This is a genomic window from Agromyces atrinae, from assembly GCF_013407835.1.
In the GTDB taxonomy this organism is placed as follows: domain Bacteria; phylum Actinomycetota; class Actinomycetes; order Actinomycetales; family Microbacteriaceae; genus Agromyces; species Agromyces atrinae.
The window spans coordinates 1269415-1288961 of the sequence record NZ_JACCBI010000001.1 but is presented as its reverse complement, the minus strand read 5'-3'; the positions used below and the strand labels follow the sequence as shown (position 1 = coordinate 1288961).

Below are 19547 nucleotides of genomic sequence, written 5' to 3'. Positions count from 1 at the left end.
GCTACTCCGAGCGTCGCTCGGCCGCTTCGTCGTCGAGGGCCGCGCGGGCGAGGGTGAGTTCGCGAGCGAGCTTCGTGAGGCGGCGGTTGACCGCGACGTTGCGTCGCCACGTCGTCGCGACGAACACGAGGAACGCGAGCACGAGCGCGTACAGCAGGAGGTCGGTTCCGCGGCCGACGCCGACGAGGTTCGCGACCCAGCTGAGCCACTGCGGGAAGAGGATCGACACGATCGCGACGACGACGAACGCGAACATGAAGAGGCGACGCAGGGCGAGGTGGCTGTCACCGCCCGTGGGGCGGGCGAGGAAGATGCCGACGACGAGGACGCCGGCGACGAGAAGGATCTGGATCCACATCAGCGCACCAGCAGATCGACGAGGATGTTCACGGAGTTGAGCACGGACTGCCCCTTCGCCTTCGAGTAGTCGGTGTAGAGCAGTTCGACGGGGTGCTCCGTCCACGGCAGCCCCGTGCGCCCGAGCTTCAGGACGATCTCGGTCGCGTGCGCCATGCGGTCCTGCTCGAGCTCGATGAGGCGCGCGGCATCGACGCGGATGACGCGGAGGCCGTTGTGCGCATCGGTGAGGCGGAGGCCCGTCGTCATGTTCGTGACGCGCACGGCCGTCTTGAGGATGACGCGCTTCAGCCATCCCGGGTTCGTGCGGTCGTCGAGGAAGCGGGAGCCGAAGACGATGGCGTAGCCGCCCGCCTCCGCGGCGTCGATCATCTCGAGGGCATCGGCGACGCGGTGCTGACCGTCGGCGTCGAACGTGACGAGGTAGCGCGCACCGGGCTGCCGGCTCGCGTACGAGATGCCCGTCTGGAGGGCCGCGCCCTGACCGAGGTTGATGGGGTGCTGGAGCACGCGGGCCCCGGCTGCACGGGCGACCTCGGCGCTCGCGTCGGTCGAGCCGTCGTCGATGCACACGACGTGGTCGAACGACTCGAACAGGTCGAGCACGACGCCCGCGATCACGGCCTCTTCGTTGTAGAGGGGTACGACGACCCAGGTGTCGTCGGCGTGCCGCCGGGGTTCCGGGGTCGCCCCGTGGTGCGGTACCTGCATACGGGCCATTCTTGCAGAAGCCGGTAGTCTGGAGGGTGGCGCCCCCGCCCCGAACACCTCAGGAGCTGTGCAGTGACAGAGATTCCGTCCGTGAGGATCCTGGACTCCGCAGACGTCTCGCCCGAGGCGATCATCGGCGCCGGGTCATCCATCTGGCACCTCGCCCAGGTGCGCGAAGGCGCGCGACTCGGCGAGAACTGCATCGTCGGGCGGAGCGCCTACATCGGCACGGGCGTCGTGCTCGGCGACAACTGCAAGGTGCAGAACCTCGCGCTCGTCTACGAGCCCGCCGTGCTCGGCCACGGCGTCTTCATCGGCCCGGCGGTCGTGCTCACGAACGACACCTACCCCCGCGCGATCAACCCCGACGGCTCGCAGAAGAGCGCGCACGACTGGAAGCCGGTCGGCGTCGAGATCGGCGACGGCGCATCGATCGGCGCACGAGCCGTCTGCATCGCCCCCGCACGCATCGGCGCCTGGGCGACGGTAGCTGCGGGCGCCGTCGTCACGAAGGACGTCCCGGCCTTCGCCCTCGTCGCCGGCGTGCCCGCACGCCGCATCGGCTGGGTCGGCAAGGCCGGCCACCCGCTCGAACTCGTCGACGGCGGCTGGATGTGCCCGGCCACCGGCGACCGCTACACCGAAACCGACGGCATTCTCGAGGAGGCCATCGATGACTGAGTCATCTGCAGAGTTCATTCCGGCCGCGAAGCCCATCATCGGCGACGACGAGCGTCTCGCCGTCGACCGGGTCATGCGCTCGGGCATGGTCGCGCAGGGCCCCGAGGTCGCCGCGTTCGAGACCGAGTTCGCCGACGCGCTCGTCTCGGGTCGCACCTCGGTCGCCGTCAACTCGGGCACGTCGGGGCTCCACCTCGGTCTCCTCGCGGCGGGCATCGGCCCGGGCGACGAGGTCATCGTGCCGTCGTTCACGTTCGCCGCGACGGGCAACTCGGTCGCCCTCACGGGTGCGACCCCCGTCTTCGTCGACATCGAGCCCGACCACTTCGGCCTCGACCCCGTCGCCGTCGAGGCGGCGATCACCGAGCGCACGCGCGGCATCATGCCCGTGCACCTCTACGGTCACCCCGCGCGGGTCGTCGAGCTCGCCGCGATCGCCGAGCGCCACGGCATCCATCTCTTCGAGGACGCGGCCCAGGCCCACGGCGCCGAGATCGACGGTCGCCGCGTCGGCACCTTCGGCCGGTTCGCGATGTTCAGCCTCTACCCGACGAAGAACATGACGAGCGGCGAGGGCGGCATGGTCGTCTGCGACGGCGCCGACATCGCGCGCGCGGTCCGCCTCCTCCGCAACCAGGGCATGGAGAAGCAGTACGAGAACGAGGTCGTCGGGTTCAACGCTCGCATGACCGACATCCACGCCGCGATCGGCCGCGTGCAGCTCACCAAGGTCGACGCCTGGACCGAGACGCGCCGCGAGAACGCCGCCTTCCTCGACGCGAACCTCGAGGGCGTCACCGTTCCGCCCGTGCAGCAGGGCGCGCGTCACGTCTACCACCAGTACACGATCCGCGTCGCCGACGACCGTGACGGCTTCGTCGCCGCGCTCCGCAACGAGTACGCGATCGGCAGCGGCGTCTACTACCCGATCCCGAACCACCGTCTCCCGTCGCTCACCCACTTCGCGCCGGGCCTCGACCTGCCCGAGACCGAGCGCGCCGCGCGCGAGGTCGTCTCGCTCCCCGTGCACCCGTCCCTCAGCGCGGGCGACCTCGACCGCATCGTCGCCGCCGTCAACGCTCTCGCCGGGGCGGGCGCCTGATGGCCGCGCTGCGGGCCGGGCTCCTCGGCGTCGGCATGATGGGTCGCCACCACGCTCGCGTGCTGCGCGAGGTCGAGGGCGTCGAGCTCGTCGCGATCGCCGACCCGGGCGGTGACCCGCACGGCGTCGCCGGCCCGCTCACCGTGCTCCCCGACCTCGATGCGCTCATCGCCGAGGGCGTCGACATGGTCGTCGTCGCGGTTCCGACCCAGTTCCACGAGAAGGCCGCGCTCACTCTCGCCGAGGCGGGCGTGCACGCGCTCGTCGAGAAGCCCATCGCGCACTCGATCGAGGCGGGCAAGCGGATGACGCGTGCCTTCGCCGACCGCGGGCTCGTGGGTGCCGTCGGCCACGTCGAACGCTTCAACCCCGCACTGCAGGAGCTCCGTCGCCGACTCGCCGAGGGCGACCTGGGCGACGTCTACCAGATTGCCACCCGTCGCCAGAGCGGCTTCCCGACGCGCATCGCCGACGTCGGCGTCGCGAAAGACCTCGCGTCGCACGACATCGACCTCACCGCGTGGGTCGCGCAGAGCGACTACGCCTCGGTCTTCGCGCAGACGACGTTCAAGAGCGGCCGCAGCCACGAAGACATGATCGCCGTGACGGGTCGTCTCGAGAGCGGCGTGATCGTCAACCACCTCGTCAACTGGCTGAGCCCCATGAAGGAGCGGGTCACGGTCGTAACGGGCGAGCGCGGCGCGTTCGTCGCCGACACCGCGACGGGCGACCTCACGTTCTACGCGAACGGCACGATCCCGCTCGAGTGGGAATCGGTCTCGTCGTTCCGCGGGGTCTCCGAGGGCGACGTCACCCGGTTCTCGTTCGCGAAGCGCGAGCCGCTGCGCGTCGAGCACGAAGTGTTCCGCGATGCCGTGCTCGGCGAGAAGAACGACCTCGTCACGTTCGAACAGGGCCTCCGCACGCTCACCGTCGTCGAGGCGGCCCTCGACTCGGCACGCACCGGAACGTCCGTGAGCCTCTGACCGTGCGGGTCACGCTCGTCAGTCGCATCTACACCCCCGAGCCGGCGGCGGCCTCGTTCCGTCTGCGGGCTCTCGTCGACGCCCTCGTCGAGCGCGGTCACGAGGTGCGCGTGCTCACGACGCGGGTCCCGCGGCTGCGGCGCGACGACGGGGGAGCGCACGTCAAGCGCTGGCCGGTCCTCCGCGACCGCGACGGCTACGTGCGCGGCTACGTCAACTATCTGAGCTTCGACGTGCCCGTGTTCTTCCGTCTGCTGCTCGGGCGGAAGCAGGACGTCTACGTCACCGAGCCGCCGCCCACGACGGGATTCGTCGTGCGCGTCGTCGCCACGCTGCTCGGCCGGCCCTACGTCTACTACGCCGCCGACATCTGGTCGGATGCCGCGGCCAACACCGACGCGCCCGCGTGGGTGCTCGGTGCGGTGCGCCGCGTCGAACGCGGCTCGATGGCGCACGCGACGGCCGTGCTGAGCGTCTCCGAGTCGGTCACGCGCCGCCTGGCCGCCTGGGGTGTCAGGAAGAACGTCGCGACGATCGGCAACGGCGTCGACGTCACGGCTCTCGCCGCCGGTCGGGGCACGTCGACGGATGACGCGGGTGCGCCTCTCCTCGTCTACACGGGCACCGCGTCGGAGGTGCACGGCGCGACGATCTTCGTCGAGGCCTTCGCCGACGTGCTGCAGTCGCGACCCGACGCCCGCCTCGTCTTCATCGGTCATGGGTCGGAGTGGCCGGAGCTCACGGCGCTCGCCGAGAAGCTCCCCGCCGGCAGCGTCACGTTCCGCCCGCGCCTTCCGCTCGACGAGCTCGGTGCGGTGCTCGACCGCGCGACGGCCGCGCTCGCGAGCGTGCGCCCCGGGCGCGGATACGACTTCGCCTTCCCCACGAAGCTCTACGCGGCGGCGGCGCGCGGCGTTCCCGCCGTCTTCACGGGTGTGGGCCCCGCGATCGACTTCGTCGAGCGCAGCGGCGCGGGCGAAGCCGTCGCGTACGACCGCTCATCCGTCGCGGCGGCCATGCTGCGCGCGATCGAGAACCCGCCCACCGCCGACAGCCGCGCGACGCTCTCCGCGTGGGCGGCCGAGGAGGTCGATCTCGCCGCCGTCGGGCGCCGAGGTGCCGACGTCGTCGAGACGGCCGCGCTGCAGAAGAAACGGAGCCCACGATGACCTCCCTTCTCATCCTCTCGTTCTCGCCCATCGCGAGTGACGCGCGAGTGCTCAAGCAGGTCGAGGCCTTCCGCGACCGCTACACGGTCACGACGTGCGGCTACGGTCCGGCGCCGGAGGGTGTCGCCGAGCACATCCGCATCCCCGACGACATCCTGCACAACGTGCTGCACGACGGGCTCATCACGAAGAAGCGCTACAAGCGCGCGTACTGGTCGCTGTGGTCGGTCAAGTGGGTGAAGCGGGCGCTTCGTCGCCGCACGTGGGACATCGTGCTCGCGAACGACGTCGAGGCGGTGCCGGTCGCACTCCAGACGAAGCCGACGCGCGGCGTGCACGCCGATCTCCACGAGTACTCGCCGCTCCTCCACGAGGACTGGCAGGGCTGGCGCGACAAGGTCACGCCGTTCGTCGAGTGGCAGTGCTCCGAGTACGTCGCCCACGCCGCGTCGTGGACCACGGTGGGCGAGGGCATCGCCGACGAGTACGAACGCAACTTCGGCTTCCGGGCCGAGGTCGTCACGAACGCTGCGCCCTACGTCGACGCCTCGCCGACGCCCGTGAGCGAACCGATCGCGCTCGTGCACTCGGGTGCGGCCATGGGCGACCGCCGCCTCGAGGTGCTCATCGACGGTGTCGCGTCCGCCGACGCCGACGTGACACTCGACCTGTACCTCACGGCCAACCAGCCGGCGTACCTCGACGAGCTGAAGGCGCGTGCGCAGGCGACCGAGGGGCGTGTGCGGGTCAACGACCCCGTTCCCTACAGCGACCTCTCCGACACGCTCCGGCGCTACGACGTCGGCGTGCACCTGCTGCCGCCGACCAACTTCAACAACCGCTGGGCGCTGCCGAACAAGCTCTTCGACTACGTGCAGGCACGTCTCGGCGTCATCATCGGCCCGACACCCGAGATGGCGAACGTCGTGACGGCGAACGAAGTGGGCATCGTCGCCGACGGATTCGATGCCGAAGACTTCGCTCGCGCACTCGAGTCGATCGACCGATCGCAGGTCGAGGGCTGGAAGCGCGCCGCCGACGAGCACGCGCACGACCTCTCTGCCGAATCCCAGGTGCGCATCTGGGAAGCGGCGATCGCCCGTCTGGCGGGCTGAGACGGTGCACGGCGAGCTCCGATCAGCCGGGTGGTAGGGTCGCACCCGATGAAGCTCCTCTGGTCGACCCTCCGCGAACTCCTGCCTCTCCTCCCTGCGGGGGCGCGTCGCTTCTTCCTCGTCTACATCGGTATGACGAGCGCGCTCACCCTCATCGACGTCGCCGCGATGGCGCTCCTCGCCGTCGTCATCAGCGCGATCGTGACCGGGTCGAGCTTCGCGATCCCCGTGATCGGCTCGCTGCCGTCATCCGCGGCCCCGCTCCTCATCCTCGTCGCGTGCATCCTCATCATCGTGAAGAGCGCGCTCTCGGTCTTCCTGCACTGGATCGCGACGCGTCGCTTCGCCCGGTACGAACTGCAGATCGGTCAGCGCATGTTCCACGCGTACGTGCGCTCGTCGTGGGAGGAGCGCTCGAAGCGCACCGTCGCCGAGGTCACGCGCATCGCCGACGGCGGCATCGCGAACACCATCATGGGCTTCCTGCTGCCGCTCGCCCTCGTGCCCGGCAACGTCCTGACCTTCGTCCTCATCCTCGCCGTGCTCGTCGTCGCCCAGCCGCTCACCGCGGTCATCGCGCTCGTCTACCTCGGCATCATCGCGATCATCGTCAACCAGGTCGTCACGAAGCGCGCGCTCCTCGCGGGTCGCGTCAATCGCGACGCGAGCTACCGCGTCGCGATCTTCATGACCGAGATGGTCGAGGCGCTCAAGGAGATCACGCTCCGCAACAAGCTCGAGCAGGTCGCGGGCGTCGTCACGGAGGAGCGGAAGCGCGCCGTCCGTGCGCGAGCGAATGCCTCGTTCCTCGGCATCATCCCGAAGTACACGTTCGAAGCCGCGCTCGTCGGCGGCTTCCTCCTCATCGGCGGCGCCGGCCTCCTCATCTCCGGTCCGGAGGAGGCGATCGTCTCGGTCGCGCTCTTCGCGACCACGGGCTTCCGTCTGATCCCCGCCATCAACGGCGTGCAGGGCGGCATCATCCAGGCGACGGCGACGCTGCCGAGCGCCCAGGACGTCATCGGCGACATCACGCGCACCGAGCGCGACGTCGCCGCCAACGACACGAGCCGCGACGTGCAGGAGCTGCCCGCCGAACCGACGCTCCTGCGTCTCGAATCGGTGCGCTTCCGCTACCCGAAGTCGCAGGCCGACGTGCTCGACGGCGTCGACATCGACATCCCCTTCGGAAGCTCGCTCGGAATCGTCGGCCCCTCGGGCGCGGGCAAGTCGACCCTCATCGACCTGCTGCTCGGTCTCAGCACGCCGACGGGCGGTCGCCTCGCGATCGACGGTCTGCCCCTCACCGACGTCATCAACCAGTGGCGCGGACGGGTCGGCTACGTTCCGCAGCGCGTCGCGCTCTTCGATGCGAGCATCGCGCAGAACGTCGCCCTCACGTGGGACCACGACTTCGACGAGGAGCGGGTCGTGCGCGCCCTCGAGATGGCGCAGCTCTCGGGCCTCGTCGCCGAGCGGGATGCCGGTATCCACACGCGCATCGGTGAGCGCGGCGTCGCCCTCTCGGGCGGCCAGCAGCAGCGCCTCGGCATCGCCCGCGCCCTCTACGTCGACCCTCTCGTGCTCGTGCTCGACGAAGCGACGAGCTCGCTCGACACGAAGACGGAAGACGGCGTGACGCGCGCGATCCGGGGACTCCACGGCGAGACGACCGTCATCTCGGTCGCGCACCGCCTCTCGACCGTCAAGGACTACGACCGTATCTGCTACCTCGCCGACGGCCAGGTGCAGGGTCTCGACACGTTCTACCGTCTCGCCGAGACGCTGCCCGCCTTCGGCGAGCAGGTCGCTCTCGCCGGCCTCGCGCGCGGACCGGAGGGGCGGATCGCGTGAGTGCGATCGACCTCGACGTCGTCGTCGCGGCCCATGATCCCCGTCGCCGCGTCGACCGTGCTGTCGCCTCCGTCCTCGCCGCCCGCGACGCGCGGGTGCGCGTCACCGTCGTCGCCCACGGCCGCGATCCCGAGGAGTTCGCCGAGCAGTTCGCGCGCTTCGCGGGCGACGGTCGCCTGCGCGTCGTGCCCTTCGCCGACGGCATCCCGTCTCCCGCCGGCCCGTTCATGCACGGCCTCGCGATCGCCGAGGCGCCGTTCGTCTCGATCATGGGCTCCGACGACCTCCTCGCCGACGGAGCCGTCGACGCATGGGTCTCGCACGTGCAGCGTGCGAAGACCGCCTACCTCATCGCCCGCCTCGAGAACCACGACGGCGCCGTGTGGCGCGACCCGCTCGCGCGGCCGTTCCGCGCACGAGGCCTCGATCCCGTGCATGATCGGCTGAATTATCGTGCGGCGCCCCTCGGCGTCATCCGTCGCTCGTATCTCGAGGCGACGGGCATCGCGCTCACGCCCGGCCTCTCGACGGGTGAGGACATCGAGCTCGGGCTCGCGCTTCTGAACGCGGGTGGGCGGATCGACGACGGCCGACGTCTGCCGGCGTACCTCATCGGCGCCGACGCACCCGAGCGCGTGACGTTCGCCCCCCGTCCTCTCGCCGACGAGCTCGAGGCGCTCCGCCTGCTCTCAGAGAAGCGCTGGGTCGGCGCACTGCCCGCGAAGCGGCGTGAGGCGATCGCCGTCAAGCTCTGGCGCCTGAACCTCGTGCCGTCGATCGTGGTGCGTGCCGAGCCGGGCGTGCTCGGCGAGAGCGATGCCACTGCTGCTGCCGCGGTCGGTGCGTGGCTGCGCTCGATCGCGCCGCACGCCGAACGCTCGCTCTCGCGTACCGAGACGGAGATCGCCCACGCGGTGTCGAGCGGCGATGCCGACGCGCTCCGTGCCGCCGTCGTGCGCATCCGCGCGGCGTCGCGCGTCGAGCGCCTGCTGACCCCTCGCCCCGCCGACAACCTGCGTCGCGATTCGATGCTGCGACGCGAGCTCCGCGTCCGCGCCCCCTGGTGAACGGATGACGCGATGAGCCGCCTCCTCTCCGCCCCGCGCCGACTCGTCGACGGGCTCCTCCGCGACCGCACCCGGCTGCCGCGGTTCGTGAACCGGACGATCGATCACATCGCCGATCACCCCGACGGGCTCCTCGGTCGCCTCGCGGCGCGATCGCTCGGAGGCTTCGACGCGAGCGACATCCCCCCGCCGACGGCGGCGCCGGCGACCGCAGCCCGCGTGTACATCGGCCCGACCAACTACGCGGCGCAGGGGCGGCTGTGGGCGGCCGCGCTCGACGCGTCCGACGCCGATGTCGGAGCGCGCAACATGGCCGTCGACGTGCCCGGGGGATTCGACTTCCCGGCCGACACGATCGTTCCCGTTCCCGTCTACACGCGCTCGCGCGAGTGGCAGGAGGCGGAGCTCGAAGCGGTGGGCCGCTTCAGCCATGTGCTCGTCGAGGCCGAGCGCGCACTGTTCGGGCGGCTCTTCTCGCGCGACGTCGAACGCGAGACGGCCGAGCTCGAGAGGCGCGGCCTCTCGGTCGCGTTCCTCTGCCACGGCACCGACATCCGTCTTCCGAGCCGGCACGTCGGGCTCACGCCGTGGTCGCCCTACGCCGACGCCGACTCGTACAACACGAAGTTCGAGCGGGATGCCTCACGTAACCGCGCCCTCCTCGACCGGCTGGATCGCCCGACGTTCGTGTCGACGCCCGACCTGCTCCTCGACGTGCCGTACGCGCAGTGGTGCCCCGTCGTCGTCGACGGCGCGGTGTGGCAAGTCGACGCCGAGCCCGAGAACGCGCGGCCGCTCGTCGTTCATGTGCCGAGCAAGTCGGCCGTCAAGGGCACGGCCCTCATCGAGCGCCCGGTGCGCGGGCTCGAGGCCGAGGGGCTCCTCGACTACCGCACCGTCTCGGGGGTCGCCGCCCGGCAGATGCCCGAGCTGTATCGCTCGGCCGACATCGTGCTCGATCAGTTCCGTCTCGGGTCGTACGGGGTCGCCGCCGTCGAAGCCATGGCGGCGGGCCGCGTCGTCGTCGGCCACGTGCTCGAGTCCGTGCGCCGCTCCGTGAGCGAGGCCACGGGGTTCGCCGTACCGATCGTCGAGGCGACGCCCGACACCGTCGGCGACGTGCTGCGTGAGCTCGCCGCCGACCCCGAACGGCGCGCGCGCCTCGGTCGCGAGGGCGTCGCGTTCGCCGAAGCCGTGCACGACGGGCGTCGGAGCGCGCGCGTGCTCCTCGACGGATGGATCGAGTCGTGAAGCTGCCCACCGCCATCGACGTCTGGCGTCGACTGCCCTCGTTCCTCCAGGACCCGTTGTCGGTCGCGGTCGCCCGTGCCAAGGGCGAGCGGCTCCCGCCGCCTCCCGTTCCTGCCGATCGGCCCATCCGCCTCTACATCGCCCCGGCGAACTACGCGGGGCAGGGCTTCCGCTGGGCCCGCGCGGTCGAGAAGAACCCCGACATCGCGGCGATGAACATGGTCTACGACTCGATCAATCCGTTCGCGTACCCCGTCGACTATCCGGTCTCCGGTCGGATCGCCGCGCACTCGCGCCGCTGGCAGCGCGCGCAGTTCCGCGCGATCACCGAGCGGTTCACGCACATGATGATCGAGGCCGAGATGGCGCCGCTCGGCAGCCTCGACGGCGGTTCCGTGCTCGCTCAGGCGCAGGCCGTCGAGCGTGCGGGAGTGCGCCTCGCGATGATGTGCCACGGCTCCGACATCCGTCTGCCGTCGCGCCACGCCGCCGCCGACCCGTGGTCGCCGTTCCACAATGACGACTGGGTTCCCGTCGCCGCCCTCGAAGAGATCGTGCTCGGCAACCTGCGGGTGCTCGACGAGCTCGGTGCACCGGTGTTCGTCTCGACGCCGGGACTCCTCCTCGACGTTCCGCGCGCGCGACTCGTGCCCGTCGTGATCGACCCCGACACGTGGCGTCAGGAGACATCCGTGCTCGAGCGCGAGCGACCGCGCGTCGTGCACGTGCCGTCGAACCCGCTCGTGAAGGGAACGGCCGAGATCACCCCGCTGCTCACCGCGCTCCACGACGAGGGCGTCATCGAGTACTCGACGGTCTCGGGCGTCGCGCACGACGCCATGCCCGCGATCTTCGGCGACGCCGACATCGTGCTCGACCAGTTCCGCCTCGGCGACTACGGCGTCGCGGCGTGCGAGGCGATGGCGGCGGGCCGACTCGTCATCTCGCACGTGAGCGACGAGGCCCGCGCCGCCGTGCTCGAGACGACGGGTCATGAGCTCCCCATCGTCCAGGCGACGATCGCCGATCTCGAGGCCGTGCTGCGCGACGTCGTCGCCCGCCGCGACGTGTATCGCGATCGCGCCGCCGCCGGGCCCGGCTTCGTGCGCGCCGCGCACGACGGCGAGTTGTCGCGCCGGGTGCTCGAAGACAGGTTCCTGCTCGCTCCGTGAGTCGAGGCCTGCGCCGTCAGCGCAGGGCGAGAGCGGATGCCGCAGAGAAACGCAGCGGTCCGTCGACCGAGAGCACGCGGCTCAGGTCGCGCGGCACGAGAGCGTCGAACGACACCCTCCTCCGGCGCCGATGGGAGAGGTCGATGAGCCGTGGCGTCGGCACGCCGCCGTCGAGGATCGCGTCGAGAAGAGCCCGATCGGCGCGCGACAGCACACGCTCGGCACCGGGTGCCGTGGCCAGGAGGCGAGCGGCGGCCGCCGCGAGCGCGCCGCGCTCCTCGATCGTCCAGGAATCGGTCGAGGAGCGGTTCGACACCGCCCCGAAGAGCTGCACGCGCACGAGCTTCACGACGAGCGACTCGCGCTGCGCGCGCGGCAGCCCCGCGAATGCGGGGTCGGAGAGCACGGAGTCGACGGCCGCGAACTCGGCTGCGATGGCGCGGGCGGTCTGGGTCACGCGGCCCGCGCCGCCGTGGATGAGGTAGGCGGGGCCACGACGGTCGTAGGCGACGGGTCGCCCCGAGTACCAGACGCGAGTGACGTAGGGCAGGTCTTCACCGCTCGGCAGGCCGACCGCGAAGCGGACGTCGCCGAAGTGCTCGCGGGAGACGAGCCCGAGCGGGGCGCTCCGGTAGGCGAGCCGGTCCCGCACGGGGTGCAGGTGGCGCGAGCGCAGCGGCCTGGCCGGGGGAGTGGGGACGGCGCGGCCTCCCGCATGGCGGAGCCGTGCGATGACGGCGTCGGCACTCGCACGGTCGGCGAGTGCGAGCCACGAGTCGATCGCTCCCGCCTCGAGTTCGTCGTCGGAGCCGAGTACGGAGGTGAACCTGCCCGTCGCCTCGTCGAGCCCGAGGTTGAAGGGCCCCGCGGGGCTCGCGATGCCGTCGCGCAGTTCGAGGATGCGCACGCGCTCGTCGTCGGCGAGCGTGCCCAAACGGCCCGCGACGGAGGCCTCGTCGATGCCGTGGGCAACGACCGTGACGCGCACGTTCCGGGCGTTGCGGAGCGCGGATGCCGTGGCCCGCTCGATGGGGCGTGCCTCGTCGTGAACGGCGATGACCACGTCGACCTCGGGGAGTTGTCGCACGTGCGCACCGCCTTCGTCAGGGACTCGTTCCACGCTACCCCGCGTGGCCGCCCGCTCGTGCCCGCTTAGACTCGATACCCGTGAGAGTCATGAGTGTCGTGGGCGCCCGCCCGCAGTTCGTCAAGCTGGGACCGGTCGCGAAAGCCGCCGCACGAGCCGGGGTCGAGCACACCATCGTGCACACCGGTCAGCACTACGACCCCATCCTCTCCGATGTCTTCTTCGCCGATCTCGGCATCGCCGCCCCCGATGTGCACCTCGGCGTGGGCTCCGGTTCGCACGGAGCCCAGACGGGCGCGATGCTCGCTTCGCTCGACGCCGTCATGACCGACGACCGCCCCGACTGGGTGCTCGTCTACGGCGACACGAACTCGACGCTCGCCGCGGCCGTGAGCGCGGTGAAACTGCACCTCCCCGTCGCGCACCTCGAGGCGGGTCTCCGGTCGTTCAACCGACGGATGCCCGAGGAGCACAACCGCGTGCTGACCGATCATGCCGCCGACCTGCTCCTCGCACCCACCGAAGTCGCGCGCGGACACCTCGCGGCGGAGGGCCTCGCCGATCGCACGGTGCTCGTCGGCGACGTCATGACCGACGTGCTCTTCGAGATCCGAGATCGAGTCGGAACCACTCCGTCCGTGCTGCTCGACGAGCTCTCGCTCGAGGCGGGCGCGTTCCACGTCGCGACGATCCACCGCGCGGAGAATACCGACGACCCGGCGCGTCTCGCCGGTATCCTCGCCGCTCTCGCGGCCCAGCCGCACCCCGTCGTCTTGCTCGCGCACCCGCGACTCGTCGCGAAGGCCGCCGAACACGGTCTCTCGCTCGACCAGGGGTCGCTCGTGAGTCACACGCCGCTCGCGTACCCCGACCTCATCGCGGCGACCCTCGCGTCCCGCGGCGTCATCACCGACTCGGGCGGCCTCCAGAAGGAGGCGTTCCTGCTGCGTGTGCCCTGCACGACCGTCCGTACCGAGACCGAATGGGTCGAGACCGTCGAACTCGGCTGGAACGTGCTCGCCTCCGAGCCCGACGAGATCGAGGCCGCGGTCGCCCGCTCGCAGCCCGCGCCGACCGATGCGGCGCCGTACGGCGACGGCCACGCCGCGGGCCGGGTGATCGAGGCCCTGCTCGAGCACCACCGATGACGGCGTCGACGCGGCTCGACTGGATCGACATCGCCAAAGCGGCGGCGATCGTCCTCATCGTGCTGTTCCACACGACGGACTGGTTCCTCGACGCGCTGCTCCCCGGCTCGCAGGGCGCGGTCGTCCGTCTCTGGAACGACGTGAGCATCTCGCTCATCCCCGTGCGCATCCCGCTCTTCTTCCTCGTCTCCGGGCTCCTCGCGGTGAGCGCGCTCGAGCGGCCGTGGCGCACTCTCACGGTGACGCGCTTCCTCGCCCTGCTCTGGCCGTTCTTCGTCTGGACGCTCCTCGTCATGCCCTTCTGGATGCTGCGTGCGTCGTACGACGACCCGCTCGCGATCCTGCCGCTCGCCGTATCGACGCTCTTCTTCGCGGGCGCGCACTACTGGTATCTGCCGGCGCTCATCGTCGCGCTCGTCATCGCGAAGCTCACCCGGCGACTGCCGCTCACGACCCTCGTGGCGGCGGCGCTCCTCGCGTTCAGCCCGCGCACGGTGCTCGAGCCGCTCCTCGGGGCCCTGCCGACGATCCTCGGCGTCAACGTCGACCGGTGGTTCACCTTCACGTTCTGGTTCCTCGTCGGCTGCTTCGCGCGCCCCGTGCTCGAGCGCATCGCCGCGTGGCCGCGCTGGGCGGCGTTCGTCGCTGTGGCCGGTTTCGGAGGCCTCATCGCCGTTCAACGCACCGTCGGCGTGCTCGCGCTCACGACGGCGCTCGTGAGCATCGTCGGCATCATCGCTGCGATCCTCCTGAGCGCGTGGGCGTCGCGCTCGCCGAGCGTCGTGCGCGTCGGCCGCTATCTCGCGGCGCGCACCCTGCCGATCTACGTCGGCCACGCGTTCCTCTTCGAGCTCGTCGCGGTCATCGCCGAGTCGTCGCGACGCGCAGGGTTCGCGCCCTCGATCGGCAACACCGTGACAGGAGTGCTCGTCATCCCTGTCGTCGTCATCGCGGCCGTCGCCGCGAGTGCGGCTCTTTACGACGCCTCCCGGCGCTGGAACTTCGCCTGGCTCTACGAACCGCCCGCGCGGCTCCGCACCCGGCTCGGGTACTGGGCGGCGCACCACGCGTCACGCTGAGCGAGCGCGGCGTGAGCTCGCGTCATCCGCCGACGGCAGCGCTCTTCTTCTCGGCCCGCGCCGACGACTTCGCCTGCTGCCACCGGCGCAGGCGCGTCTCGAGGGGCTTCTCGACGCCGAGGTGCAGTGCCGCCGCGGCGGCCGTCGCGACCACGAGCAGCACGGCGAACCACGCAAGGTTCGCCCATCGGGCCGGCTGCAGTCCGAAGACCTCGAGCGCGACGTAGATGATCGTCGCGTGCACGAGGTAGAACGCGAACGACCACTCGCCGAGCGCGACGAGCGGCTTCGAGGCCGTCCAGCCCGCGCGTCCTCGGAGCTCGCGCGACGCCGTCGCGATGATGAGGGCTGCGCAGAGCACCGTCACGACCTCGCTCGCGTAGGGCGTGATGACGACCTCGAGGGGCTGGTCGATGGCGTCGATGCCCGGGGTGTCGGCGACGACGAGGAAGTAGACGAGCAGGCCGACGAGCGGGATGACGGGATGGAGCTTGGGGCGCCAGCCGAGACGGAACGCCCACGCGATGCAGATGCCGAGCACGAACTCGTTGAGCCGGAGGATCGGCCAGGGGAGCCCGGCGATCCAGCCAGTCGGCGCGAGCAGGGTCGCGATGCGGGTGAGCACGGCGAAGGCGATGACGCCTCCCGCAGCCCACAGCGCGCCGCGCTTCGAGAAGCGGGCGACGACGGGTGCGATGAACGGGTGCACCGCGTAGAAGAACATCTCGACGGTGAGGGTCCACGCCGCCGGGTTGCCGGAGAACAGGATCGCCGGATCACGCGACCAGCCCTGCAGGAGCACGACCGAGAGCAGGAGGATACCGATGCTCACGGGCTTCACCCACCAGTCCGCCGGATCGGGGTGGAAGCTGTAGAAGACGGGGATGGCGAGCAGGAGCGTGACGAGGCTCAGCGGGTAGATGCGGGCGAACCGTCGCCAGTAGAAAGTGGCCTTCGTCGTGCCGGGTCGCATCGACCACGTGAGCACGAAGCCCGAGAGCACGAAGAAGAACGTCACGCCGAAGTGACCGAACTGCAGCAGGCTCGCGGCCGACGCCGGGAGCGGCGCGAAGACGAGCATGTGGTAGCCGAAGACCACGAATGCGGCCCACCACCGGAGTCCGGTGATGGAGTCGAGCCTCGTCGCGTGGCCCACCCCTGGCTGTTCCGTCACGGCCGCTGAGTCTACATCGGCCACCCGGATGACGCGGGAGGCGCCGCGGGCCGGTGGGTGTGCGCCCGCACGTAGACTTGGCCGGTGCGTATCGCAGTCATCGCCCTGGGAAAGATCGGGCTCCCCCTCGCCGTTCAGTTCGCCGACAGTGGTCACGAGGTCGTCGGAGTCGACGTCAACGCGAAACTCGTCGAACTCGTGAACGCCGGTCAGGAGCCGTTCCCCGGTGAGGCAGGACTCCAGGACAAGCTCTCGGCTCTCGTGCCGACCGGTCGCCTTCGCGCGACGACCGACTACGCCGACGCCGTTCCCGGCGCCGATGCGGTCGTCGTGGTCGTGCCGCTCTTCGTCGACAACGCCTCGTGGGAACCCGACTTCGGCTGGATGGACGAGGCGACCCGCTCTCTCGCCGAGCACCTGACGCCCGGCACGCTCGTCTCGTACGAGACGACGCTGCCCGTCGGCACGACGCGCACGCGCTGGAAGCCCATGATCGAAGCCGGATCGGGTCTCGTCGAAGGCACCGATTTCCACCTCGTCTTCTCTCCGGAGCGAGTGCTCACGGGCCGTGTCTTCGCCGACCTCCGCAAGTACCCGAAGCTCGTCGGCGGTCTCGACGCCGCCGGTGCGAACGCCGCACGCGAGTTCTACGAGGCCGTATTGCAGTTCGATGAGCGCGACGATCTGCCTCGACCGAACGGGGTCTGGGACCTGGGCTCGGCCGAGGCGGCCGAGATGGCCAAGCTCGCCGAGACGACGTACCGCGACGTCAACATCGGGCTCGCGAACCAGTTCGCGCTCTTCGCCGAGCAGGTCGGAGTCGACGTCTACGACGTCATCGAGGCGTGCAACTCGCAGCCCTACAGCCACATCCACCGGCCCGGCATCGCCGTCGGCGGCCACTGCATCCCCGTCTACCCGCGCCTCTACCTCGCGACCGACCGTGAGGCCGACATCGTGCGCACCGCACGACTGCTGAACGCGTCGATGCCCGAGCGCACCGTCGCCGAGGCCGCACGCCTCTACGGCGACCTCACCGGCGTGCGCACCGTGGTCCTCGGCGCGGCGTACCGCGGCGGCGTCAAGGAGACGGCGTTCTCGGGCGTCTTCGCGACGGTCGACGCCCTCCGCGAGCGCGGCGCCGACGTGCTCGTGCACGACCCGCTCTACTCCGACGACGAGATCCGCGGCTTCGGCTGGGAGCCCTACACGCGAGGTGACGCGATCGACATCGCCATCCTCCAGGCCGACCACGCCGAGTACCGTGCGCTCGTGCCGGCCGACCTCCCCGGCATCCGGCTGCTCGTCGACGGCCGCAACGCGACCGATCCCGCCCTCTGGTCGGGTGTGCCGAGGCTCGTCATCGGTGGCGGGGGAGTGCACGCCGCCTAGGTTCGAGCCGTCAGGATCTCGGCGCCGTCGTCGGTGATCGATCAAATCCGTGTCGCGACGCCCGCCTTCCCGACGATCGTGTCGTAGCGACTACTCCGGCGGAAGCACGGGCTCGACGGGCTCCGCAGGCTTCTCCGGCGGGGGAGCGGCGAACGCGCGACGCAGGGCGACGAGCTGCACCGCGAGCACGGCGAGCTCCGAGATCGCGAGACCCCAGGCAAGGCCCACGACGCCGAAGGCGAACGTCAGCGGGATCATGAGCACGGTGCCGACGATGGCGCCGACGATCGTCGACCGCGCGAGCTCGCGCGCGAGTCCGAATGCCGTGAGGCACGCGAAGCCCGTGAGCTGTGACGCGAGGAGGGCCGCGAGGTTCGCGCCCATCGCGATCGCGAGCGCCGAGCCGAGGTCGATGGCACCGCCCGAGAGGATTGTTCCGACCCACGGGCCGAGCACCGCGAAGGCGAGTCCGCCTGCGCCGCCGAGCACGAGGCCGATGAGGGTGACGCGCTTGGCGCGTGCGACGAGGTCGAGGTGCTCGGGCGCGGGCACGTAGCCCTGTGCGATCTGCACGACGGGTCGGGTCGCGTAGAGCGAGAGGCGCACGATGCGCTCCGCGAGCGCGTAGACGGCGGTCGCGCTCGGCAGGAAGAGCTGCACGATGACGATCGGCACGTTGACGTAGAGCGACGTCGTCGCGGCCATCGTGACGGGAGCGGCCTGACCGCGGAGGTTCCGGAGCGCACGCATCGGCGAGGCCGTGAACGACCACGAGCGGTAGCGGCGGAGGATGCTCGCGCTCGAGATGATCGCCGCGGCGACGACGCCCGCGAGCTGGATGCCGGCGAACCAGCGGGCATCGCCCGTCGCGAGCAGCACTCCCGCTCCCACGACCGTGCCGATGATGCGCGGCGCCGTGTCGAGCACGAGGAATCGGATCGGGCTCTTCTCGCCGACGAAGAACCAGCCGGCGCCGAGGGCGACGAGGATGCCGCTCGCGGTGGTCAGGCCGGCGAGCAGGGGGTCGCCCCGCGAGAGGATGATCGAGAGCGGGATCGAGATCGGCACGATGATGAGGCTCAGCCACGTGCGGCTGAGGAGCGACTCGAAGAAGTAGCGCCCGCGCTCGACGGAGCCGCGCGACGCGACGTCTGTCGGACCGGTGACGCCCCACCCGAAGACGGCGAGCACGAACGCGAAGCCCGCGACGGCCTGCGACACGGCGATTGTGACCCACGCCGTCTCCCCGGCGGCGATGATGACCGCAGGGATGACCGCGATGCTGACGACGCCGCTGACGACGACCGAGAGCCCGTAGGCGCTCGTCGCTTTCAGCAGGCCGGCCGACCTCATCGAGGGTCGATGATGCCGCGCGCGGCGGCGACGTCGAGCGCCTCACGCCAATCGCGGATCGGCGAGAGACCCGCTGCCGCCCACGTGTCGTGTGCGAGAACCGAGTAGTCGGGTCGGGGAGCGGGGCGCTGGAACGCCGAGCTGTCGGTCGGTGTGATGCGTTCGGGGTCGAGACCCGCGGTCTCGAGGATGGCCCGCGCGAAGCCGAACCACGTCGTCTCGCCCGACGAGGTGCCGTGGTAGATGCCCGCCGGTGCGTCGGCATCGACGAGACGGATGACGGCGTCGGCGAGGTCGACCGTCCATGTCGGCTGACCGCGCTGGTCGTCGACGACCGACCACGTGTCGCGGTTAGCGGCGAGCGTGCGCATCGTGCGGGCGAAGTTGTTGCCGTGCTCGCCGTAGAGCCAGGCCGTGCGCACGATGTACGAGGCGTCCGGCAGCAGCTCGCTCACGAACTCCTCGCCCGCCGCCTTGGTGCGCCCGTAGGCCGAGATCGGTGCTCGCGCGGCATCCTCGGCGTACGGGCTCGTGCCGCGTCCGTCGAAGACGTAGTCGGTCGAGATCTGCACGAGACGCGCCCCGGCGGCTGCCGCACCGCGCGCGAGGTTCCGCGGGCCGAGCGCGTTGAGCGCGTAGGCGGCGTCTTCGTCGGTCTCGGCGTCGTCGACGGCCGTGTAGGCCGCCGCGTTGATGACGACGTCGTGACCGGCGACGGCGGCGATGACCGCAGCCTCATCGGTGATGTCGAGGTCGGCACGCGTCGCTGCCGTCACGTCGCGGCCCGCGAGCGCGGTCTGGAGATCGCGCCCGAGCATTCCACCGGCTCCGGTGATGAGGAAACGCATG

Annotated in this window: 18 protein-coding genes; 12 read left to right on the top strand and 6 right to left on the bottom strand. The window is 70.8% G+C overall.

The genetic code is table 11. From position 1 onward, the window contains the following. Nucleotide 1 precedes the first annotated feature (1 nt). The gene (locus BJ972_RS06205; protein WP_129172941.1) at nt 2–358 is read right to left on the bottom strand and encodes a DUF2304 domain-containing protein; all 357 of its coding nucleotides are present in this window, start codon (nt 356–358) and stop codon (nt 2–4) included. After that, a complete protein-coding gene (locus BJ972_RS06200; protein WP_129172940.1) occupies nt 358–1068 on the bottom strand; it encodes a glycosyltransferase family 2 protein in 711 nt (236 codons plus the stop codon). The genes BJ972_RS06205 and BJ972_RS06200 overlap by 1 nt, the downstream gene beginning before the upstream one ends. A 90-nt stretch (nt 1069–1158) precedes the next feature. Here BJ972_RS06200 and BJ972_RS06195 point away from each other — a divergent pair, with 90 nt between their 5' ends. From BJ972_RS06195 to BJ972_RS06155, 9 genes are read left to right on the top strand one after another with little or no spacing between them, the layout of a single operon-like run. Beyond that, entirely contained in the window at nt 1159–1749 is a 591-nt protein-coding gene (locus tag BJ972_RS06195; protein WP_129172939.1) for an acyltransferase, read from the top strand. Next, nucleotides 1742–2851: a DegT/DnrJ/EryC1/StrS family aminotransferase gene (locus BJ972_RS06190; RefSeq protein ID WP_129172938.1), complete on the top strand. Its 1110-nt coding sequence runs from the start codon at nt 1742–1744 to the stop codon at nt 2849–2851. Before BJ972_RS06195 ends, BJ972_RS06190 begins: the two co-directional genes overlap by 8 nt. Beyond that, on the top strand, nt 2851–3837 hold the full coding sequence (locus BJ972_RS06185; protein WP_129172937.1) for a Gfo/Idh/MocA family protein: 987 nt from the start codon (nt 2851–2853) through the stop codon (nt 3835–3837). Before BJ972_RS06190 ends, BJ972_RS06185 begins: the two co-directional genes overlap by 1 nt. A gap of 2 nt (nt 3838–3839) precedes the next feature. Beyond that, the gene (locus tag BJ972_RS06180) at nt 3840–5006 is read left to right on the top strand and encodes a glycosyltransferase family 4 protein (protein ID WP_164989880.1); all 1167 of its coding nucleotides are present in this window, start codon (nt 3840–3842) and stop codon (nt 5004–5006) included. After that, complete coding sequence (locus tag BJ972_RS06175; protein WP_129172935.1) at nt 5003–6121, top strand: glycosyltransferase; 1119 nt, start codon at nt 5003–5005, stop codon at nt 6119–6121. The genes BJ972_RS06180 and BJ972_RS06175 overlap by 4 nt, the downstream gene beginning before the upstream one ends. A 48-nt stretch (nt 6122–6169) precedes the next feature. Further along, on the top strand, nt 6170–7975 hold the full coding sequence (locus BJ972_RS06170) for an ABC transporter ATP-binding protein (protein WP_129172934.1): 1806 nt from the start codon (nt 6170–6172) through the stop codon (nt 7973–7975). Then, nucleotides 7972–9042, top strand: coding sequence for a glycosyltransferase (locus BJ972_RS06165; protein ID WP_164989879.1), 1071 nt, complete (start codon nt 7972–7974; stop codon nt 9040–9042). The genes BJ972_RS06170 and BJ972_RS06165 overlap by 4 nt, the downstream gene beginning before the upstream one ends. 12 nt (nt 9043–9054) lie before the next feature. Next, nucleotides 9055–10293 carry a glycosyltransferase gene (locus BJ972_RS06160; RefSeq protein ID WP_129172932.1) on the top strand — a complete coding sequence of 413 codons (1239 nt, stop codon included), beginning with the start codon at nt 9055–9057 and terminating at the stop codon, nt 10291–10293. Beyond that, nucleotides 10290–11465, top strand: coding sequence for a glycosyltransferase family protein (locus BJ972_RS06155; protein ID WP_129172931.1), 1176 nt, complete (start codon nt 10290–10292; stop codon nt 11463–11465). The genes BJ972_RS06160 and BJ972_RS06155 overlap by 4 nt, the downstream gene beginning before the upstream one ends. A gap of 16 nt (nt 11466–11481) precedes the next feature. Here BJ972_RS06155 and BJ972_RS06150 read toward each other — a convergent pair whose 3' ends face one another. Next, the gene (locus tag BJ972_RS06150) at nt 11482–12552 is read right to left on the bottom strand and encodes a glycosyltransferase (RefSeq protein ID WP_164989878.1); all 1071 of its coding nucleotides are present in this window, start codon (nt 12550–12552) and stop codon (nt 11482–11484) included. A gap of 80 nt (nt 12553–12632) precedes the next feature. Here BJ972_RS06150 and wecB point away from each other — a divergent pair, with 80 nt between their 5' ends. Both wecB and BJ972_RS06140 read left to right on the top strand, forming a co-directional pair. Continuing rightward, the gene (gene wecB, locus BJ972_RS06145; protein WP_129172929.1) at nt 12633–13700 is read left to right on the top strand and encodes a non-hydrolyzing UDP-N-acetylglucosamine 2-epimerase; all 1068 of its coding nucleotides are present in this window, start codon (nt 12633–12635) and stop codon (nt 13698–13700) included. Further along, nucleotides 13697–14779, top strand: a complete 1083-nt coding sequence (locus BJ972_RS06140) for an acyltransferase family protein (RefSeq protein WP_129172928.1) — start codon at nt 13697–13699, stop codon at nt 14777–14779. The genes wecB and BJ972_RS06140 overlap by 4 nt, the downstream gene beginning before the upstream one ends. 22 nt (nt 14780–14801) lie before the next feature. Here BJ972_RS06140 and BJ972_RS06135 read toward each other — a convergent pair whose 3' ends face one another. Continuing rightward, nucleotides 14802–15953: an acyltransferase family protein gene (locus BJ972_RS06135; protein ID WP_241830725.1), complete on the bottom strand. Its 1152-nt coding sequence runs from the start codon at nt 15951–15953 to the stop codon at nt 14802–14804. 84 nt (nt 15954–16037) lie between these two features. On the opposite strand from BJ972_RS06135, the gene BJ972_RS06130 reads away from it, so the two are divergent. Beyond that, nucleotides 16038–17345: a nucleotide sugar dehydrogenase gene (locus tag BJ972_RS06130; RefSeq protein WP_129172927.1), complete on the top strand. Its 1308-nt coding sequence runs from the start codon at nt 16038–16040 to the stop codon at nt 17343–17345. A 90-nt stretch (nt 17346–17435) separates the two neighbouring features. On the opposite strand, the gene BJ972_RS06125 is transcribed toward BJ972_RS06130, so the two are convergent. Then, nucleotides 17436–18698, bottom strand: coding sequence for a lipopolysaccharide biosynthesis protein (locus BJ972_RS06125; RefSeq protein ID WP_129172926.1), 1263 nt, complete (start codon nt 18696–18698; stop codon nt 17436–17438). Further along, entirely contained in the window at nt 18695–19546 is an 852-nt protein-coding gene (rfbD, locus tag BJ972_RS06120) for a dTDP-4-dehydrorhamnose reductase (RefSeq protein WP_129172925.1), read from the bottom strand. The genes BJ972_RS06125 and rfbD overlap by 4 nt, the downstream gene beginning before the upstream one ends. Nucleotide 19547: the final 1 nt, after the last annotated feature.